Source organism: Chryseobacterium sp. R2ACT005 (genome assembly GCF_049949215.1).
Classification (GTDB): Bacteria; Bacteroidota; Bacteroidia; order Flavobacteriales; family Weeksellaceae; genus Chryseobacterium.
Genome location: NZ_CP188192.1, coordinates 4,281,366 through 4,300,010, shown reverse-complemented (window position 1 = coordinate 4,300,010; position 18,645 = coordinate 4,281,366). Strand labels below are relative to the sequence as shown.

Below are 18,645 nucleotides of genomic sequence, written 5' to 3'. Positions count from 1 at the left end.
TTTTTAAACAGGAAATAATTACACCGTATCCATAAAGGTTTTTTCAACTTTATTGAATACAACAATTCCTACCATCAAAAGGATAAGAATAATAATAGTACTAATTCCCAGCATAGCGGGAGAAAAGTCTCCAACACCGATCCAAGCGTATTTAAAACATTCAAAAATACCGGTTAAGGGGTTGTAATATGCTAATTTTTTGAAGAATCCTGGTAATGAGGAGGCAGGATATATTACTGGAGTTGCATACATATACAAGCTTACCCCAAAACCTAATAGCATTGCCAAATCTTTATATTTCGTAGTGAGTGAAGAAAATATCATTCCAACACCTAATGCAAAAAGAGCCATCAGGAATATAAGAAAAGGGGTTGTAAGAATCCAGATGTTAGGATGGGCTTCTCCTTTATAGTAATAATAAGCCCACGCAAGGATGAATAGAATAAACTGTACTCCAAACCTCATAAGGTTAGATATGACGATTGACAATGGGGTAACCAGTCTTGGAAAATATACTTTTCCGAAAATTCCGGCATTTCCTGTAAAAGTGGAGGATGTAGCCAGTAAAGAGGCAGAAAAATAATTCCAAAGAGTAACGCCGGCCAGATAAAAAAGAAGAGGTGGGGCTCCATCTGTTGGGAGTTTCGCAATTCTTCCAAAAATAACCAGATATACGATGGTTGTTAGAATGGGATTGATAAAAAACCATATAGGTCCTAAAATAGTCTGCTTAAAACTGGATATAAAATCTCTCTTTACAAACATATAGACAAGATCTTTGTATTTCCAGACTTCTTTTAGCTTCAAGTCAAATAACGAATGATTTGCACCAATCGTCTCAGTCCACTTCTGTTGTGGTTCATTCATCTGTGTAAGTTTTTGCAAATTTATAATAATTAATTCTTACCATATCTTTTCGTTTATAAATTTTCATGATAAATAAAACTAAAAATCAACAACTAATATATTGATAATTGATGGTATGAACAAAAACTATTGGCCATAAAGCCAATAGTCTATGATTTTTATAAATTATTTTTGTTATTTCCCGATAAGTTGTTTCAGATATTCACCATAGCCGCTTTTGCCATATTTTACCGCAGTTTCAAGCAGTTTTTCTTCATTAATGAATTTATTCCTGAACGCTATTTCTTCAATACAGCCGATTTTAAACCCTTGTCTTTTTTCTATAACACTTACAAATTCTGAAGCGTCATGAAGAGAGTCAAAAGTTCCGGTGTCCAGCCATGCAGTACCTCTGTCAAGAACTGCAACCTCAAGCTTTTCATTTTTTAAATAGACGTTGTTGATATCAGTAATTTCCAACTCGCCTCTTGCAGAAGGCTTGATGTTTTTAGCAATTTCTACCACATCGTTATCATAAAAATAAAGACCCGGTACTGCATAATTTGACTTAGGATTTATAGGTTTTTCTTCAATAGAAACTGCCTTTAAATCTTTATCAAATTCTACAACCCCATATCTTTCGGGGTCAGCAACGTGATAAGCAAAAACAACTCCTCCATTCGGGTTGGTTTTATTTTTCAGTAAAGTTCCCATTTCAGAACCGTAGAAAATATTATCACCTAATACCAGTGCAGCAGAATCATTGCCAATAAACTGGTCCCCCAAAATAAATGCCTGCGCTAAACCATCAGGGCTTGGCTGTACAACATATTCTATATTACAGCCAATTTGAGAACCATCTCCCAAAAGTTTGATAAACCCGGCCTGGTCGTGTGGGGTAGTAATGATTAGGATATCCTTGATTCCGGCTAAAAGAAGTGTGGAAAGCGGATAATAGATCATTGGTTTGTCATAAACAGGCATCAGCTGCTTGCTTACGGCAATGGTTAGAGGGTAAAGCCTTGTTCCGGAACCTCCGGCTAATATTATTCCTTTCATTTGGTGGTGCGTATTACGCTTATTTCTTTTGTGTTATAAATTGATTTTATTTTGCTATTTCTGGATTGTCCCTTCAATAGCTAAGACCTTTAGCTGTATTGTTTGTTGTAGTAATCCTGATAATTTCCGGAAGTTACATTTTCAAGCCATTCTTTATTTTCAAGATACCAGTCAATCGTTTTTCCCAGCCCTTCTTCAAAAGTTACCGAAGGTTTCCAGCCTAAGTCCTTATTTAGTTTCGTGGCATCAATAGCATAGCGCTTGTCATGGCCAGGTCTGTCCTTTACAAAAGTGATCAGTTTTTCAGAATAGCCTTCCGGTTTTTCTAGTTTAGCATCCATTTGCTTGATCAGTTCTTTTACAAGATCAATATTCTGCCACTCATTGAATCCTCCGATATTGTAAGTCTCACCAGTTTTTGCTTCCATAAAAATTTGATGAATTGCTTTGGCGTGATCAATTACAAATAACCAGTCTCTCGTATATTTTCCATCACCATAAATAGGAAGAGGTCTTTCGTTGATAATATTTGAGATGCAAAGAGGAATAAGTTTTTCCGGAAAATGATTGGGTCCATAATTGTTTGAACAATTAGAAACGATGAACGGCATTCCGTAAGTATTTCCATAAGCTCTTACCAAATGATCAGATGCTGCTTTTGAAGCAGAATACGGAGATTGTGGGTCGTATGGAGTTGTTTCTAAAAAGAATCCTGTTTCACCCAAACTTCCATATACTTCATCAGTGGAAATATGGTAGAAAAGGTTGGTTCTTTTTTCATCCGGGAATCTGCCATGAGTATGATCTGGGTTTAGTGTCCAGAATTCTTTACAAAGATTCAGAAGATTGGCTGTTCCGTTTACATTGGTATTGATAAATGCCATTGGATCAGTAATACTTCTGTCTACATGACTTTCTGCCGCCAAATGTACTACAGCATCGGGATTATATTTTTCAAAAACCTTTCTGAGTTCTTCCGGGTTTGTGATGTCTGCTTTTTCGAAAACGTAATTGGGTTCATTTTCAATGTCCTTTAAGTTTTCAAGATTTCCGGCGTAGGTGAGGGCATCAAGATTGATGATCTTTGTATCCGGATTGTTTTTTACAAATTCTCTTACAACATGGGAGCCGATGAATCCGGCACCTCCTGTAATGATAATGTTTTTCATTTATTTATTTTGAGATGGTCTTTCTTCCTATACTTTTATAATGAAATCCGTTTTGTTCAGGGATTTCCAATGGATACATATTTCTGCCGTCAAAAATGGCTTTGTTTTTCATTTTTTTAGCCATAAGCTCAAAATTAGGATTTTTAAACTCCGGCCATTCGGTGGCGATAAATAACGCATCAACGCCTTCCAATGCGTCATACATTCCTTTGGCATATTGTATTTTGCTGCCAAGGAGTTTCTGAACATTGCTTTCGGCAACGGCGTCATAAGCTATAATCTCTGCGCCCTTTTCTAATAAAAGAGCAATGTTGTCTAAAGATGAAGCCTCTCTGATATCATCTGTATTTGCTTTGAAGGCAAGTCCCCACATGGCAATTTTCTTTCCTTTTATAGTACCATCGAAATACTTTTCGATTTCAGACACTAAAATTATTTTTTGTGTGGTGTTTACATTTTCAGTAGCTTCCAGGATCTGGAAATTAAAATCTTCCTGTTTCCCGGATTTGATAAGAGCTTTTACATCTTTAGGAAAACAGCTTCCTCCATATCCGATTCCCGGGAATAAGAATCTATGCCCAATTCTGTCATCACTACCCATTCCCAGTCTTACTTTATCTACATCTGCACCTACTTTTTCGCAGTAGTTTGCAATTTCGTTCATAAAGGTAATTTTTACGGCTAAAAATGAATTCGCAGCATATTTTGTAAGCTCTGATGATTTCTCATCCATAAAGATGATTGGAATTCCCGTATTGGTAAAAGGCTGGTAGATTTTAGACATGATGTCTTTTGCTTTTTCTGAGCTTGCACCTACAACTACTCTTGAGGGATTCATAGAGTCTTCAACGGCAAAACCTTCTCTTAAAAATTCAGGATTTGAAACTACATCAAAAGGGAGGTTTGTTTTGGAAGCGATTGTTTCTCTTACCCTGTCAGCTGTTCCTACGGGAACAGTACTTTTATTGACAACAACTTTGTATTCTGTCATCATCTCACCAATGTTGTTGGCTACCTGAAGTACATAAGATAAATCTGCAGAACCGTCTTCTCCCGGAGGAGTTGGTAATGCCAGATATATGACTTCGCTTTTGTCTAAGGCTTCTTTAAGATCGGTGGTGAAAAATAATCTTTCAGACTGAATGTTTCTTAAAAACATCTCTTCAAGGTTCGGCTCATAGATGGGAACAATGCCGTTTTTCAAACCTTCTACTTTTTTTTCATCAATATCAACACAGTATACTGAATTGCCAAGTTCTGCCAGAGTAGTTCCTGTAACTAGCCCCACATAACCTGTTCCTACAATCGTTATATTCAAAATGTTTGTTTTTAAATTCTAAAGACAAAAGTAATAAAAATCCTGTGACATATTCTTTTAATTTATTGTAAATGAATCTGGCGCTATTTGCTTGATACTTAAGATAATTTTGTGTTTTTGGAAAAAATGCGTATATTTGCAATGGATTTACGGGAAAAAATGGGAAGGCTTCGGAAGAAAGCCTTTTTTCGTACTGTAAATCAAGATAAAATTATATGGAGTTTAGAAAAAGAATTGACGAATTGTTAAATGAATTCCTTGAGACCAGAAAAGATCTGTTTCTTATTGATCTTAAAATTTCTGCAGGGGATGATATTACAGTGATTTTAGATGGTGATAACGGAGTTTCGCTGCAGGACTGCCTTGATGCAAGCCGTGCAATAGAATTCAATATGGATCGTGAAGAGCATGACTTCAGTCTTCAGGTGATGTCTGCGGGATTGAGCGAACCATTATCCACACCAAGACAGTTCGGTAAAAACATTGGAAGAGAGATTGAGGTAATGCTGGAAGATTCTTCCAAAATAGAAGGAGAATTGTCAAAAGTAGATGATGAAAAGATCACGCTTACTTTGCGTTACCGTAAGCCGAAAGATATCGGAAAAGGAAAAGTAGATGTAGAAGAGGAGAAGGAGATTCCTTACTCCGAAATCAAGAAAGCATTAGTAGTAATTAAATTTTAAAAAGAAAAAAGAATAGATGGATAATATAGCGTTGATTGAATCCTTTGGTGATTTTAAAGACGAAAAGGGGATCAGTAAAATTGATCTTATGGCAATTATTGAAGATTCACTGAAGACTCTTTTGAGAAAAAGATTTGATTCGGATGATCATTTTGATGTGATTGTAAACCCAGATAAAGGAGATTTTCAGATATTTTTAAATAAAACAATTGTAGAGGACGAAATGTCTGAAGATGATGATTTGGAAATTGAAATTTCTGAAGCAAAGAAGATTGATCCTACCTTTGAAGTAGGTGAGGACTTTACAATGGAAATTCCTGTTGCACAGTTGGGAAGAAGAAATATTCTTACCCTTAAGCAGATTCTGGCTACAAAACTTCAGGAGCACAATAATGCAATGCTGTACGAGCAGTTTAGAGATAAAATTGGAGAAATAGTTGTAGGAGAAATCCACCATATCCGTCACAAGCACGTGATTTTGCTGGATGATGAAGGAAATGAATTTATTTTACCAAAAGAAAACCAGATCCCATCCGATTTCTTTAAAAAGGGTGAGAATATCAGAGCTATTGTTGAAACAGTAGACTTTAAAGGTTCTAAACCACAGATTATTATTTCCAGAACTGCACCTAAATTCCTTGAGAAATTATTAGAGCTGGAAATTCCTGAGATCCAGGACGGAACAATTATGCTGAAAAAGGTAGTAAGAATTCCTGGTGAAAAGGCGAAGATTGCAGTAGATGCTTATGATGACAGAATTGATCCGGTAGGTGCCTGTGTAGGTGTTAAAGGATCCAGAATTCATGGGGTTGTAAGAGAGTTGAGAAATGAGAACATCGATGTTATTCAGTGGTCTAAAAACCCTGAAATTTTGGTGAAGAGAGCTTTAGGAAACGTTACTGTCAATAAAATTGACATCAATGAGGATCAAAACTATGCATTAGTATATACTCCTGTTGAAGAGATTTCTAAAGTAATTGGAAAACAAGGACAGAATATTAGACTGGCTTCTTGGTTGTCAGGATATGAAATTGATGTATACAGAGAGTCCAGCGAGGATGACGATGTTGAATTGAGAGAATTTAATGACGATATCGAGCAGTGGATTTTGGATGAGTTTAAGAAAGTAGGACTTACAACTGCAAAATCAGTATTAGATAAAGAAACTGAAAGTCTTTTAAATATGGTAGACCTTGAAGAAGAAACAATCGAAGAGGTAAAACGTATTTTGAGAGAAGAATTTGAAGATTAAGATTTAAATAAATTTTAATAAACAGTAAAAAGGAAATACTTTAATTTTAAAAATTAAAAAACAGTAAATAATATAGATGCCAAAAATTAGATTAAATAAAGCGGTTAAGGAATTCAACATTTCGATGTCCAGATTAGTAGAGTTTTTACAATCAAAGGGTATTGAAGTTGAAAGCAATCCTAACGCTCAATTGGAAGAATCGGCATATTCTGCATTGGAGGCTGAGTTTGCTAAAGACGGCGAACAACGAAAGGCTTCCCATGAGGTGGTGATCACTAAAGTTCCGGAAGAAAAACTGGAAATTGAAGAGAAGAAAACCCCTGAAGTGATAAGAGCTAAAGCAAATAAACCAGAAACTAGAATTTTAGGTAAAATAGATCTAGAACCTAAGAAGCCTGAAGTTGAGGAAGCTCCTGCAGCTCCTGTGGCTCCTGTTGCAACACCGGTTGAAGAAAAGAAAGAAGAAATCGTGAAAGAAGAACAGCCGGAAGTAAAAGCAGCTCCTGAAAAACAGGAATTCAAAGTTTTGGATAAGATTGATTTGTCTCAAATAGAATCTAGAAACAGACCTGTGAAAAAAGACAAGCCAAAAATGGAGGAGAAAAAAGAAGAAGTGAAACCTGTGGAAACAGTAAAAGAAACTCCAAAACCAGCTGTTGTGGAGGAGAAAAAAGTGGAAACTCCAAAAGCGGCTGAGGCTGAACCTGAATCTCAGGAGCCTCAGAAAATTGAGACAGTATATCAGAAACTTGACGGTCCTAAGATCGTTGGGGAAAAGATCGACTTGACTCAATTTGCACCAAAACCAGGTTCTGGAGCAAAAAAGAAAAGAAAGAGAATTGAAAAACCTGGTGGCCAAAACAATCAACAAGGTCAGGGGAATAATCAAAACTCAGGAAATAACAACAATCAAGGTGGTCAAGGCCAAGGTGGAAACCGTCCGCATAACAACAATGGTGGACAGGGTGGCCAAGGTGGAAACCGTCAGGGGCAAGGTGGCCAAGGAAACCGTCCACAAGGTCAAGGTGGTCAAGGAGGAAACCGTTTTGGAAACAACCAAGGTGGAGGAAACCGTCCTCAAGGTCAAGGTGGTGGTGGCTTCAAGAAAGGAGGCCAGAACAATAGACCTGGACAAAGAGTTATGCCAGTTGAGCTGACTGACGAGCAAGTTAAGAACCAGATCAAAGAAACACTAGAAAAACTTACTAATAAAGGAGGTAAATCTAAATCTGCAAAACACAGAAAAGACAAAAGAACTTTCCGTAGAGAGCAGGATGAGCGTCAGCAGGAGCTTGAGGCACAAGACAGAACTCTTAAAGTAACAGAATTCATCACTGTAGGTGAATTGGCAAGTTTGATGAACGTTTCTCCAACTGAAGTAATTTCTGCTTGTTTCTCACTAGGTGTAATGGTTACCATGAACCAAAGACTTGAAGCTGATACTTTATTATTGGTAGCAGATGAGTTTGGTTATAAAATTGAATTCTCGGATGCTGACCTTGAAGAAAGTGACAGCGAAGATGAAATCGACAGTGAAGAAAGCTTAGTATCAAGAGCGCCAGTAGTTACTGTAATGGGACACGTTGACCACGGTAAAACTTCATTATTGGATTATGTTAGAAAAACTAACGTAATTGCAGGTGAATCTGGAGGTATTACCCAGCACATTGGTGCTTATAACGTGAAACTGGAAAACGGTCAGAGAATTACATTCTTAGATACTCCTGGTCACGAAGCCTTTACAGCAATGAGAGCGAGAGGTGCACAAATCACGGATATTGCAATTATTGTAATTGCTGCTGATGATGATGTAATGCCACAAACGAAAGAAGCAATTGCTCACGCCCAGGCTGCACAGGTGCCAATGATTATTGCAATCAATAAAGTTGATAAGCCAAATGCAAACCCTGATAATATTCGTCAACAGCTTTCAGGCTTAAACCCTCCGGTTTTAGTTGAAGAATGGGGTGGGAATGTTCAGGCGCAGGAAATTTCAGCTAAGTTTGGTAATAATGTAGACGTATTATTGGAAAAAGTTTTATTACAGGCTGAAATGCTTGAACTAAAAGCGAATCCTGACCGTTCTGCAAATGGTGTTGTTATTGAAGCATCTTTAGATAAAGGTAGAGGATATGTTGCTACCATGTTAGTACAAACCGGAACATTAAGAGTAGGAGATTATGTAGTAGCTGGTAAAAATCATGGTAAAGTAAAGGCGTTACTTGATGAAAGAGGTAAAAACCTTAATGAAGCTGGACCTTCAATTCCTGCAACAATCTTAGGTTTAGATGGAGCACCTACAGCTGGTGATAAATTCCGTGTATATGCTGACGAAAGTGAAGGTAAGGCTATTGCCAACAAGAGAGAACAGCTTCAGAGAGAACTTTCTATCAGAACGAAAAAACATACAACGCTTGAAGAATTAGGTAGACGTATTGCTTTAGGAGAATTCAAAGAATTGAATATTATTCTTAAAGGTGACGTGGATGGTTCTGTGGAAGCACTTTCTGATCAGTTACAAAGATTGTCAACAGAGGAAATCAGCGTAAAAATTCTTCACTCAGGTGTAGGACAGATTACGGAATCTGATATCAATTTAGCAGCAGCATCAGATGCGATTATCATTGGATTTAATGTAAGAGCAGGTGCTAATGCCAAAGAGCTTGCAGACCGTGAGGAAATTGAAATCAGAACATACTCTGTAATCTATAAAGCAATAGATGAGGTAAAAGAAGCAATGGAAGGAATGCTTTCTCCGGAAATTCAGGAGCAGGTAATTGGTAATGTTGAAATCCGTGAGGTATTCAAGATTTCTAAGGTTGGTTCAATTGCCGGATGTATGGTTCTTACCGGAAAAGTTACAAGACAATCGAAAGTACGTTTATTAAGAGACGGTATTGTTAAATTTGACGGTGAACTTGAAAGCTTGAAGCGTTTCAAAGACGATGTTAAAGAAGTCACAAAAGGCTACGAATGTGGTCTGAACCTGAAAGGTTATAATGATATCGAAATCGGAGATATTCTTGAAGTTTACGAAGAAGTAGCTGTTAAGAAGAAACTGAAATAAATATATCCTAAATATGTGAAAACCACTTTTTTATAAAGTGGTTTTTTTATTTTTTATACTCAATTAATTTATAATGATTCTAAATAATTTTTTTTGAATTACTAATAATTTGTTAAAATGAATTTGGTCTGTAAAAAAATTATTTTTTATTGAATAAAAACCATCTATTATTATTGAATCCTATTTAATTTGCGTTATTTTTAAATAAAATATTAAAAAAAACCACTGTTTAAACAGTGGTTTAATTTGTGGATGTTAATATTTATTAACATATTTGCCCATTAAATATATTAAAATTTGTTAATATGAATGTTAAATTACGTGTATTGAGTGCTGGTGCGCTGTTTTTCTTTGGAGGAATGGTTATTGCGCAGCAGACAACAACTAAGAAAAAGGACACGGTAAAAAAAGAAACATCAATTGATGAAGTAGTTTTGCTAGGTTACTCAAAAAGTATCACAAAACCTAAGTCAACTGTTGCTTCTAATACTGTTGGGGAGGTATTCTTCGAGAACAGACCAAATGTCAATATGTTAACTTCCTTACAGGGGTCAGCGCCGGGGGTAATCATGAACGGTGGTTCTGGTAGCCCGGGTTCTGCTAAGTTTAGCTTATTGATTCGTGGTACCAGTTCTATTAATGGTAACACAGATGCCTTAATCGTTATTGATGATATTCCATCAAATGCTTCAGAATATAGAAACTTGAACCCTAATGATATAGAGTCAACGACTATTTTGAAGGATGCTGCAGCAACTGCCGTGTACGGTAACCGTGGTGCTAACGGGGTTGTAGTTATCAGAACAAAAAGAGGTAAATATAACAGTGGATTTAAGCTTTCCTATACGGGAATGACAGGGATGTCTCTAAGACCGCTTGATAAATATAATCTTGCCAATACTGAACAGTATATGGGGATTATGAAATTATACGGATTATCTGATACTAACTCGGAATATCTAAAGGCTAAAGATGCTTTAGCTAAAGGAATTAATACAAATTGGAAAGACTACTTCTTTAAGCCAGAGATGTTCCAGTCTCATGATGTTGCACTTTCTACAGGAGGAGCAAACGTATCTTCATATAACTCATTTGGTTATATGGAGCAAGGAGGAGCAGTACCAACTACTGATTTCAAGAGATTTACTGTTAGGTCAAACATTCAGGCTAAATCAAAAGATAATAAGTTAAACGTTAACTCACAAATTGCTCTTGCTTTCTCAAGAAGAAACGAATTATTAGAAGAAACAAATACCGGTATCAGAAATAACTCTGTACAAAACCCACTTTTAGGGGTTCTTCAAGGGTTACCATATTTATCTCCAACTAAATATGCTAACGGACAAGAGTTGTTTAATAGTATTGGTACTAATTTCAATAATGGTAACAACATCTATGTACTGCAAAATCTACTAACAAGAGGAAACCTTCCAAACATGGTAGATCAGATATCGATCGGTGCAAACTTGGGTGCTTCTTATAATATTACTAAGAACTTTACCATTAGTAATAAACTAGGTATCGATTACAGACAAGGTGATAGAATCTCTGGTAGAGCTCCTTGGGCATATCTGGCGTTAGCAACACAAGGAACAGCTAAATATACAGGTAACGAAGATCAAACAACAACAAGAGACTTAACTATTAACAACGTAATCTCTGCATTATATAGTGGGAAATTGGGTGAACACTCTGTGGATGCTTCCGTGAACATGGAATATAATAAAGTAAATTATAGATCTACAACGAGAAGACAAAACGGATTGGACCCAAGAACTTATGTGCCAGGTTCAGGTACAGGATATGTGCCGTTTGATAACACTGCAACATCTCCTTATATCCCTTCAGTAAGTGCTTCAAGAGTTACAGCAGGAACGGTAGCTGTTTTTGGAACTGTTAACTATGATTATGCTGGAAGATTTGGTTTCAGTGGTACATTAAGAAGAGATGCATCTTACCGATTTGTTGGAGAAAACAGATGGGCAACGTATTGGTCTGTAGCAGGTAGATGGAATATTGACAAAGAGAGCTTCATGGAAGGATCTACATTCAATAGTCTTAAGCTGAGAGCTTCTTATGGAACAAACGGTAACCAGAATATTCTTGCAGCTACTCCAGGTTCAAACCCTTTATTAACAGCTAGCCAGATTGTAAGAGACTTATATACTTCTCCTACAGGATATGGTAATGCTCTTGGATTAGGTTTTGCTTATGGAAACCCGTTAGTACAATGGGAAGATGTTGCTCAGGCGAATATCGGGTTAGACTTCACTTTACTTAATAATAAACTAGAAGGTACTCTTGATGTGTACCAGAAGAAAACAACAAATCTATTCAGTACAATCCCAGTTTCTGGTGTATCAGGTTCTTATAGCGTATCTGGTAACAATGGATCAATGACTAATAAAGGTATTGAACTTGGATTGCGTTATAATGTTATAAAAACTAACGATCTTACCTTAAGTGTATTTGCTAATGGTTCTTATAACAACAATAAAGTTAATGACTATACGATTTTCGGAGATCCGGAACCAGGTACAACCGTTAACATGGCAGGGCATACTCTAAGTGAGTGGTATGTATATAAATATGCCGGAGTTAATAAAAGTAATGGTAATTTATTATTCTACAGTAAAGACGGTGGAGTTACAGAGGCTCCAAAAGTTGAAGATGCACAATTCCTTGATGTAAGTCCTATTCCTAAGTATGCAGGAAGTTTTGGTTTTGAAACAAATTATAAAGGATTCTTCGTTGATGGATTATTCACTTTCCAAAAAGGAGTTAAGAAATTTGATAATGCACTTTATTGGTTAGCTAACCCTGAAGGACTAGGGTCTAGTGCTGTTGGATCTTCAAACATGTCAACAGACTTATTAAATGCATGGACTCCTCAGAATTCAAATTCTGATACTCCAAGCTTAAGAGCTACCAACTGGGGATATACAGCAGACTCAGACTACTTTATTAAAGATGCTTCATTCCTAAAAATTAGATCTTTTACAATAGGATATCAGCTTAAAAAAGAGCAGTTACAGAATCTGCCAATTACAGGACTTAGAATTTATGTACAAGGAGAAAACCTTTATACATGGACAAAATGGAGAGGTTTCGATCCTGAACCAATTACAGGATCTAATTTAAGTGTATACCCTAACCCAAGAATGTATACAGTAGGGGTGAAAATTGATTTCTAAAAAATTATTAAAATGAAAAAAGTATTTTATATATTATCGTTTTTCTTAGTGCTGACGTCATGTAACGATGCACTAGAAATTGTCCAGGATGGAGAGATTAATGATGCAAATGTTGCTTTTCAGTCGGTGGATGATATGCAGAAGTTTCTTAATGGAAGTGTTTATCCGGCTGTAAACCCAACGAATGAGATCTTTTTTACTTCACTATTCACGGACGAAATTGGATATGGCCCAAGCAGTGTAAGTACATCAGATATTTTAACACACAGATTTGTACTTAATTCTACAACAAGCCAACCGTCAGGTATTTGGGTAAGTAATTATAACATTATCAATAAAGTGAATATCCTTTTGAAAGGAAGTACTCTGATTAATTACAACTCATTATCTGATGCTAATAAAGCATTATATACTGGTATATTAGTAAATGCAAGGGCTATAAGAGCTTATGCTTATCTTACTTTGGAATCATACTTCTCTACGAATATGAAGGATCCTAATGCTTTGGGTGTAATGCTTAGTACTGAACCAGCAGATATTTTTACTACGAAATTACCAAGAGTGAAAAACTCTGAAGTTTTTGCTTTGATTGAATCAGATTTGGAATATGCACTTACAAATTTTAACTCAAGCGTAGTATCTACAGGTGTTTCTGCTCAACATTACTTCGATAAAAAAGCATCAATTAATGCGATTGCAGCGAGATATTATAACTACAAAGGTGATGATGTTAATGCAAAAGCTAATGCTACAGCAGCTATCACAACTAGTGGTTTAGCGCTGTCTAGTGGTAATGGGACTGCATATACGAATATGTGGAAAGATGCTACTGCTGCTAATGGTGGTAGAGGGGAGATTTTATGGTCATTATACAGACCTAACAGTTCTACTGGTTCTTGGTCAAATATTGCCGGATTATGGACTACAAATACAACTGATATTAACGGATCTGTGAATTTTGATATGAGTAGAAAATTATTCTCACTCCTTAATCAGTTGCCAGGTGGAGATATTAGATTTGATGTATTTGTTGATCCGTCAAGTAAGTTTGATCAGCTTTATCCTAACGGACCAAACGCTAGAGAAGACGATGTTATCGTTATAGATAAATACCCGGGTAAACTTGCTCCTCTTGCAAGTTCTACAATGGCTTTAAGGAATGATATTAAAATGTTCAGATTGTCAGAAATGTATCTGATTTTAGCTGAAGTTGCTGTGCATGAAGGAGATTTAGTAACCGCTGCATCTCGTGTTAGAGCAATCAGAGGAACAAGATCAAAACAGTCATTAGCTGCTACAATTACTTATACATCTCCTCAGCAAGCATATGCAGATATTCTTTTAGAAAGAAGAAGAGAGCTATGTTTTGAAGGTCATCGTTATTTGGACTTAAAAAGAATGGGGGTAGCTGCTGGCGTTGGAGTAGACAGAGATGTTTATGATGATGACAATAAGACTATGCCTCTTACATTGCCTGCTAGTGATTATAGATTTACATTACCTATTCCATTGGATGAAATTAATGCAAATCCTAATGTTCAACAAAACCCAGGCTATTAATATAATAATATAAAAATTTATGAAAAAAATTGCATTCCTAATATTGGCCTCCTTCGTCTTCTTCTTCAACAGTTGTAAGGACGAAGCCCAGACTTATGATGGCGATCCATATTTACATTTCAATAAAGGAGTAAGAAGCGAAGCGGTTGTAAAAATGGGAACAGGTTCTACTACAGTTGATATTGACTTTGGAACTATTCAAACATTGTCTTCATCAGCACAAGTAAAACTTATTGTAGATAAAAATGTTTCAACAGCTGTAGAAGGTACAGATTTCCAAATTGTAAATCCTACTGTAACAGTTGATGCAGGTAAGGCAGATGGTAAATTTCAGGTGAAACTTCTTGAAGGAGGAGCTACAGTTGCACCTAAAGTAATTGTATTTAAACTACAATCTTCATCAATTCCTAATACATCTTTTGATCAGACTTATACTTTGACGTATACTAAAGCTTGTCCGTCTTCTGCATTTGTTGGAAATGGACAGTTCAAAAACAATGTATCTTCATGGAAAGAAGACCCTACTGCAGTTTATACTATTCAGGATTTAGGAGTTACAGCTGGTGTTGGTACATTTAAAGTTATCGGATTTATGGATAATGGTGCTGATATGATTTTGAAGTATAATCCTGATACTTATGCTGTTACTACACCTGAGCAGAGCCTTGGTTCTAATTCTAATGGTGGTGTTAACTACATTAAAGATGCTGCTGATGGAACTAAATCATCATTCAATGCATGTACAAGAGTATTGAAACTTCGTGTTAACTTTTTTGTTAAAAATCCTGCTACTGGTGCTTCACTAGGAAGTTTTGGAGATTATGATGAAGAATTTACAGGTCAATAAGTAAAATATTATATACTTATATAAATTAACCCCACATTTATTGTGGGGTTTTTTATGTCCTTTTATTTCTTATTTTTGCTGTACAATAATGAATAATGAAGTACATCCTTTTCATACTCTTCTCTTTAAGTTTTGTAGCCAGGGCTCAGGTCGTTAATAAAGCTGGGGCCAAGCCTCAGCCTAAAAAAGAAGATACTCTTGTGATAGATTCCGGGAAAAAAGATTCCCTGAAAATTTTCAAGCCTACTATTAATGATTACCAGTATCAGACTCAGTTTTCTGAAAAGAAAGTTTTTGATACGGTAATGACTTTTGATAAAACCTATATCTTTTCACAACAAAATAATAAAGATAATTTCGGAAGAGTACAAACTGCCAATATAGGGTCGGGATTCAATCCTCTGGTATTTGAAGTGAATGATGAGCAGAATCTTTCCTTACTGCCATCCAATAAATCTTATATGATTATTGGAGCAAATGATGTGAAATACTATGATGTAAAAACACCTACCGCTACATTTGTATACCATAATGCAATGCGAAACGGGGCGGCGCTAACCTCTACTTACACCCAGAATATTGGGAAAAGATTCAATTTTGCTCTTGAATATATGGGACTTCGTTCTCAGGGACTTTACAGAAACTCATTAGCGGCAAATAACAATACCTTATTTTCAGGTCATTATACTTCAAAAAGTGGAAACTATGAAATTTTCGCTCACTATCTTCACCAGAATGTAAACAATCAGGAAAGTGGAGGTATTACAGAAGATAACCTGTTTATGAATGGTGACAGTAATTACAGCAACAGACAAAATGCTCAGGTAAACCTGGCATCAAGCAGCTCACAGTTTTCTTACAGAAGATACTACCTGAGTCATCAGTTCACCCCATTCAATTCCGGGAAATTTCCATTCAGTATAAGACATATTATTTCTCATCAGGGGAATAAATATTACTATAATCAAACAGCTTTGGAGCCTTATTGGTATGATGCTCCTACTGAGTTGGTTAACGGCTTTCCACTCACCACAAAAAAATATTCTGAAAACTTCAGCAATACAGTTAGCTTGATTTTTAATAATGAAAAATTCAAACTGGATGCTGGTGTGCGTTATCAGATGATCAAATTGGGAATAAGAGATGTTGTTGCCCTTAACGGCGTTCCTTTTCCTGGTGAGCTTAAAGAAAACAGAATCGGAGCTGTAGGGAATCTACAGGTAAAACTTTGGGATAAAATTCAATTGAACTCATTCCTTGAATTTTCAAACGGAAGCCAGTTTAAAAGCTACCTGAAAACAACCAATAATCTGAAGTTTGAACCTATTAAAGATTATTTCGTTAACGCTAAAGTAAATTTCCAAAGTGCCTATCCATCATTCAATTACTTATTGAATACTTCTGTTTACAATAATTTCAATTATTATCTTGAAAATGCAAAGAACCAGTCTGTAATGGAAGTGGGGGGAAGTATCAATTTGAAATGGTTTAAAACAGAGATTTTTGCCAATTATTTCAGAATAGATAACTATACTTATTTTGACAGCAATGGAAGCCCGAAACAAAGTGATAATTCTGTGAATATCTCTCAGATTGGAGGTGATGCTACATTCAGTTTCAACAAATTCCATCTGAATACCAGAGTGCATTTCCAAAATACTTTAACGAATAAAGAATTGCTTCCTATGCCAAGCTTTATTGGTAGAGCTAATTTCTTTTATCAGACACAAGCATTCAAAAAAGCAGCGGAAATTCAGGCAGGTATTAAAGTTTATTACTTCTCTAAATTTGCTTCAAGAGATTATTTCCCTGTTCTTAATGAATATATCCTTCCGAGAGCAGATTCATTTTCAATTGGAGGGCAGCCTATTGCCGATATCTATATCAATATGAAGGTGAAAAAAATGTTCTTTTTCATAGAAGGTCAGCAGATAGGAACTGTTATTTCCAATAACAAAGCATATGCATTTCCACATTATCCGGTATATGATTTCAGATTGAACATCGGAATTGTGTGGTATTTGTTCAACTAAAAACTGTACAGGTTGAAAACAATAAATAAAATATCATTCAACGATATAGAAAGCATTCCTCAATTGGTAAAAGATTTTTTAAATCAGAAAATTGAGGGTTTTGAAAATAATACATTTTCTTTAGATCATTTTAAACAACAGATTCATCTGAAAAAAGACTCTTTTTCATTAAGGAAGAGAGAAATTTTATCAGAGGTATTTGAAGGCCAGCTTTCAAGTCTTTCCCTTTCTTCAAAACAGAAGGAAAATCTTGAAAATCTTAAACTGCCCAATACATTTACTATTACAACGGGACATCAGCTGAACCTGTTTTCGGGACCTGTTTTCTTTGTTTATAAAATTCTGCAGACCATAAAGACATGTACCTATCTGAAAGAAAATTTTCCGGATTTTAATTTTGTTCCGGTATATTGGATGGCTTCAGAAGATCATGATTTTGCTGAGATCAATCATTTTAAAACCGAGAATAATTATTATGAGACCAATGAGAAATCCGGTGGTCCGGTAGGAAGAATTGAGGTCAGCGATATCTATTTTATTTCTGAATTTGAAAAAGAATTCAAAGATTCCATTTTTGGAACCGAGCTGATCTTAATGATGAAGGAAGCTTATAAGACAGGAAACACTTTAACGGAAGCAATTAAGATTCTTGTCAACCGTCTCTTTTCAGAATTCGGACTTTTGATTCTGGATGGAGATTCTAAAGAACTTAAAAATCAGATGAAGGAGATCTTTAAAGATGAACTTCTTCATTTCAGTTTACAGAAAACATCTAAAAGTAAAGTAGATTTTCTGACGGAAAAATACGGGAAAGTTCAGGTAAATCCTCGTGAAATAAACCTTTTCTATCTTTCTGAAACCAGAGACAGAATTGAATTTAACGGACAGAAATACATTATCGTAGATAAAACGATTCAGTTTACAGAAGAAGAAATACTTGCTGAATTGGAAAATCATCCGGAAAAATTTAGTCCCAATGCTTTAATGCGTCCCGTGTATCAGGAAAATGTATTGCCGAATCTGGCTTATATTGGAGGAAATGCTGAAATTATGTACTGGCTGGAACTTAAAGATTATTTTTCAAAAATTACTATTCCGTTCCCTATACTGATTCCAAGAAATTCGATGCTCTTCCTGAAAGAAAAAACATTAGGGAAAATTGAGAAACTGGATCTTAAAATAGAAGACTTTTTCCAGAATTTTACCATACTCACCAATCATAAAATTTTAAAAGACAATCCGATTTTACAATTACTCAACGAGAAAGAGGAGTTGCTGATCAGCAGTTTTTCAGCGTTGAGAACTTCGGCAGAAACCACTGAGAAGTCATTTGGAAATATGGTGAAGGCAGAAGAAGTGAGACAATTGAAGTCTTTCAAAAGAATGAAAAAACGTCTGCTCCATGCTGAGAAAATAAAACAAAATGAGTTGCTGGAAAGACTTGAAAATCTGTTTTTAGATGTTCATCCAGCTAAAACATGGCAGGAGAGAGTCTATAATTTTAGTGTATTCTTTTCAGATTATGGTTATTCGTGGCTTGAAAATTGTTTGGAAGAAATGGTGGTTCAAGATTCCAAATTAATAATTGTTGCCATTTAATTTTAAAGAAGTATTTTT

General features: G+C 35.7%; 12 protein-coding genes. 8 read left to right on the top strand and 4 right to left on the bottom strand.

Features of this window, described 5'->3' with window-relative positions:
• Window positions 1–18 precede the first annotated feature (18 nt).
• From ACPF63_RS19740 to ACPF63_RS19725, 4 genes are all read right to left on the bottom strand, one after another.
• On the bottom strand, window positions 19–867 hold the full coding sequence (locus ACPF63_RS19740) for an ABC transporter permease (RefSeq protein ID WP_426481017.1): 849 nt from the start codon (window positions 865–867) through the stop codon (window positions 19–21).
• A gap of 174 nt (window positions 868–1,041) precedes the next feature.
• Window positions 1,042–1,905 (bottom strand): glucose-1-phosphate thymidylyltransferase RfbA, encoded by an 864-nt coding sequence (gene rfbA / locus ACPF63_RS19735; protein WP_077413522.1) that lies wholly within the window; start codon window positions 1,903–1,905, stop codon window positions 1,042–1,044.
• An 89-nt stretch (window positions 1,906–1,994) separates the two neighbouring features.
• Window positions 1,995–3,074, bottom strand: coding sequence for a dTDP-glucose 4,6-dehydratase (gene rfbB, locus ACPF63_RS19730; protein ID WP_426481016.1), 1,080 nt, complete (start codon window positions 3,072–3,074; stop codon window positions 1,995–1,997).
• A 4-nt stretch (window positions 3,075–3,078) separates the two neighbouring features.
• Entirely contained in the window at window positions 3,079–4,392 is a 1,314-nt protein-coding gene (locus ACPF63_RS19725) for a UDP-glucose dehydrogenase family protein (protein ID WP_426481015.1), read from the bottom strand.
• 215 nt (window positions 4,393–4,607) lie between these two features.
• Here ACPF63_RS19725 and rimP point away from each other — a divergent pair, with 215 nt between their 5' ends.
• The 8 genes from rimP to bshC all read left to right on the top strand — a co-directional run bounded on the left by rimP (window position 4,608) and on the right by bshC (window position 18,627).
• Window positions 4,608–5,075 (top strand): ribosome assembly cofactor RimP, encoded by a 468-nt coding sequence (gene rimP / locus ACPF63_RS19720; protein ID WP_077413525.1) that lies wholly within the window; start codon window positions 4,608–4,610, stop codon window positions 5,073–5,075.
• Window positions 5,076–5,091: 16 nt separating this feature from the next.
• On the top strand, window positions 5,092–6,327 hold the full coding sequence (gene nusA, locus ACPF63_RS19715) for a transcription termination factor NusA (RefSeq protein ID WP_047097519.1): 1,236 nt from the start codon (window positions 5,092–5,094) through the stop codon (window positions 6,325–6,327).
• Between the two features lie 76 nt (window positions 6,328–6,403).
• On the top strand, window positions 6,404–9,394 hold the full coding sequence (gene infB / locus ACPF63_RS19710; RefSeq protein ID WP_426481014.1) for a translation initiation factor IF-2: 2,991 nt from the start codon (window positions 6,404–6,406) through the stop codon (window positions 9,392–9,394).
• Between the two features lie 305 nt (window positions 9,395–9,699).
• Window positions 9,700–12,588, top strand: coding sequence for a SusC/RagA family TonB-linked outer membrane protein (locus tag ACPF63_RS19705; protein ID WP_426481013.1), 2,889 nt, complete (start codon window positions 9,700–9,702; stop codon window positions 12,586–12,588).
• 12 nt (window positions 12,589–12,600) lie between these two features.
• A complete protein-coding gene (locus ACPF63_RS19700) occupies window positions 12,601–14,148 on the top strand; it encodes a RagB/SusD family nutrient uptake outer membrane protein (RefSeq protein ID WP_426481012.1) in 1,548 nt (515 codons plus the stop codon).
• A gap of 19 nt (window positions 14,149–14,167) precedes the next feature.
• Window positions 14,168–14,995, top strand: a complete 828-nt coding sequence (locus ACPF63_RS19695) for a hypothetical protein (RefSeq protein WP_426481011.1) — start codon at window positions 14,168–14,170, stop codon at window positions 14,993–14,995.
• 95 nt (window positions 14,996–15,090) lie between these two features.
• On the top strand, window positions 15,091–17,028 hold the full coding sequence (locus ACPF63_RS19690) for a putative porin (protein ID WP_426481010.1): 1,938 nt from the start codon (window positions 15,091–15,093) through the stop codon (window positions 17,026–17,028).
• Between the two features lie 12 nt (window positions 17,029–17,040).
• The gene (bshC, locus tag ACPF63_RS19685; RefSeq protein ID WP_426481009.1) at window positions 17,041–18,627 is read left to right on the top strand and encodes a bacillithiol biosynthesis cysteine-adding enzyme BshC; all 1,587 of its coding nucleotides are present in this window, start codon (window positions 17,041–17,043) and stop codon (window positions 18,625–18,627) included.
• Window positions 18,628–18,645: the final 18 nt, after the last annotated feature.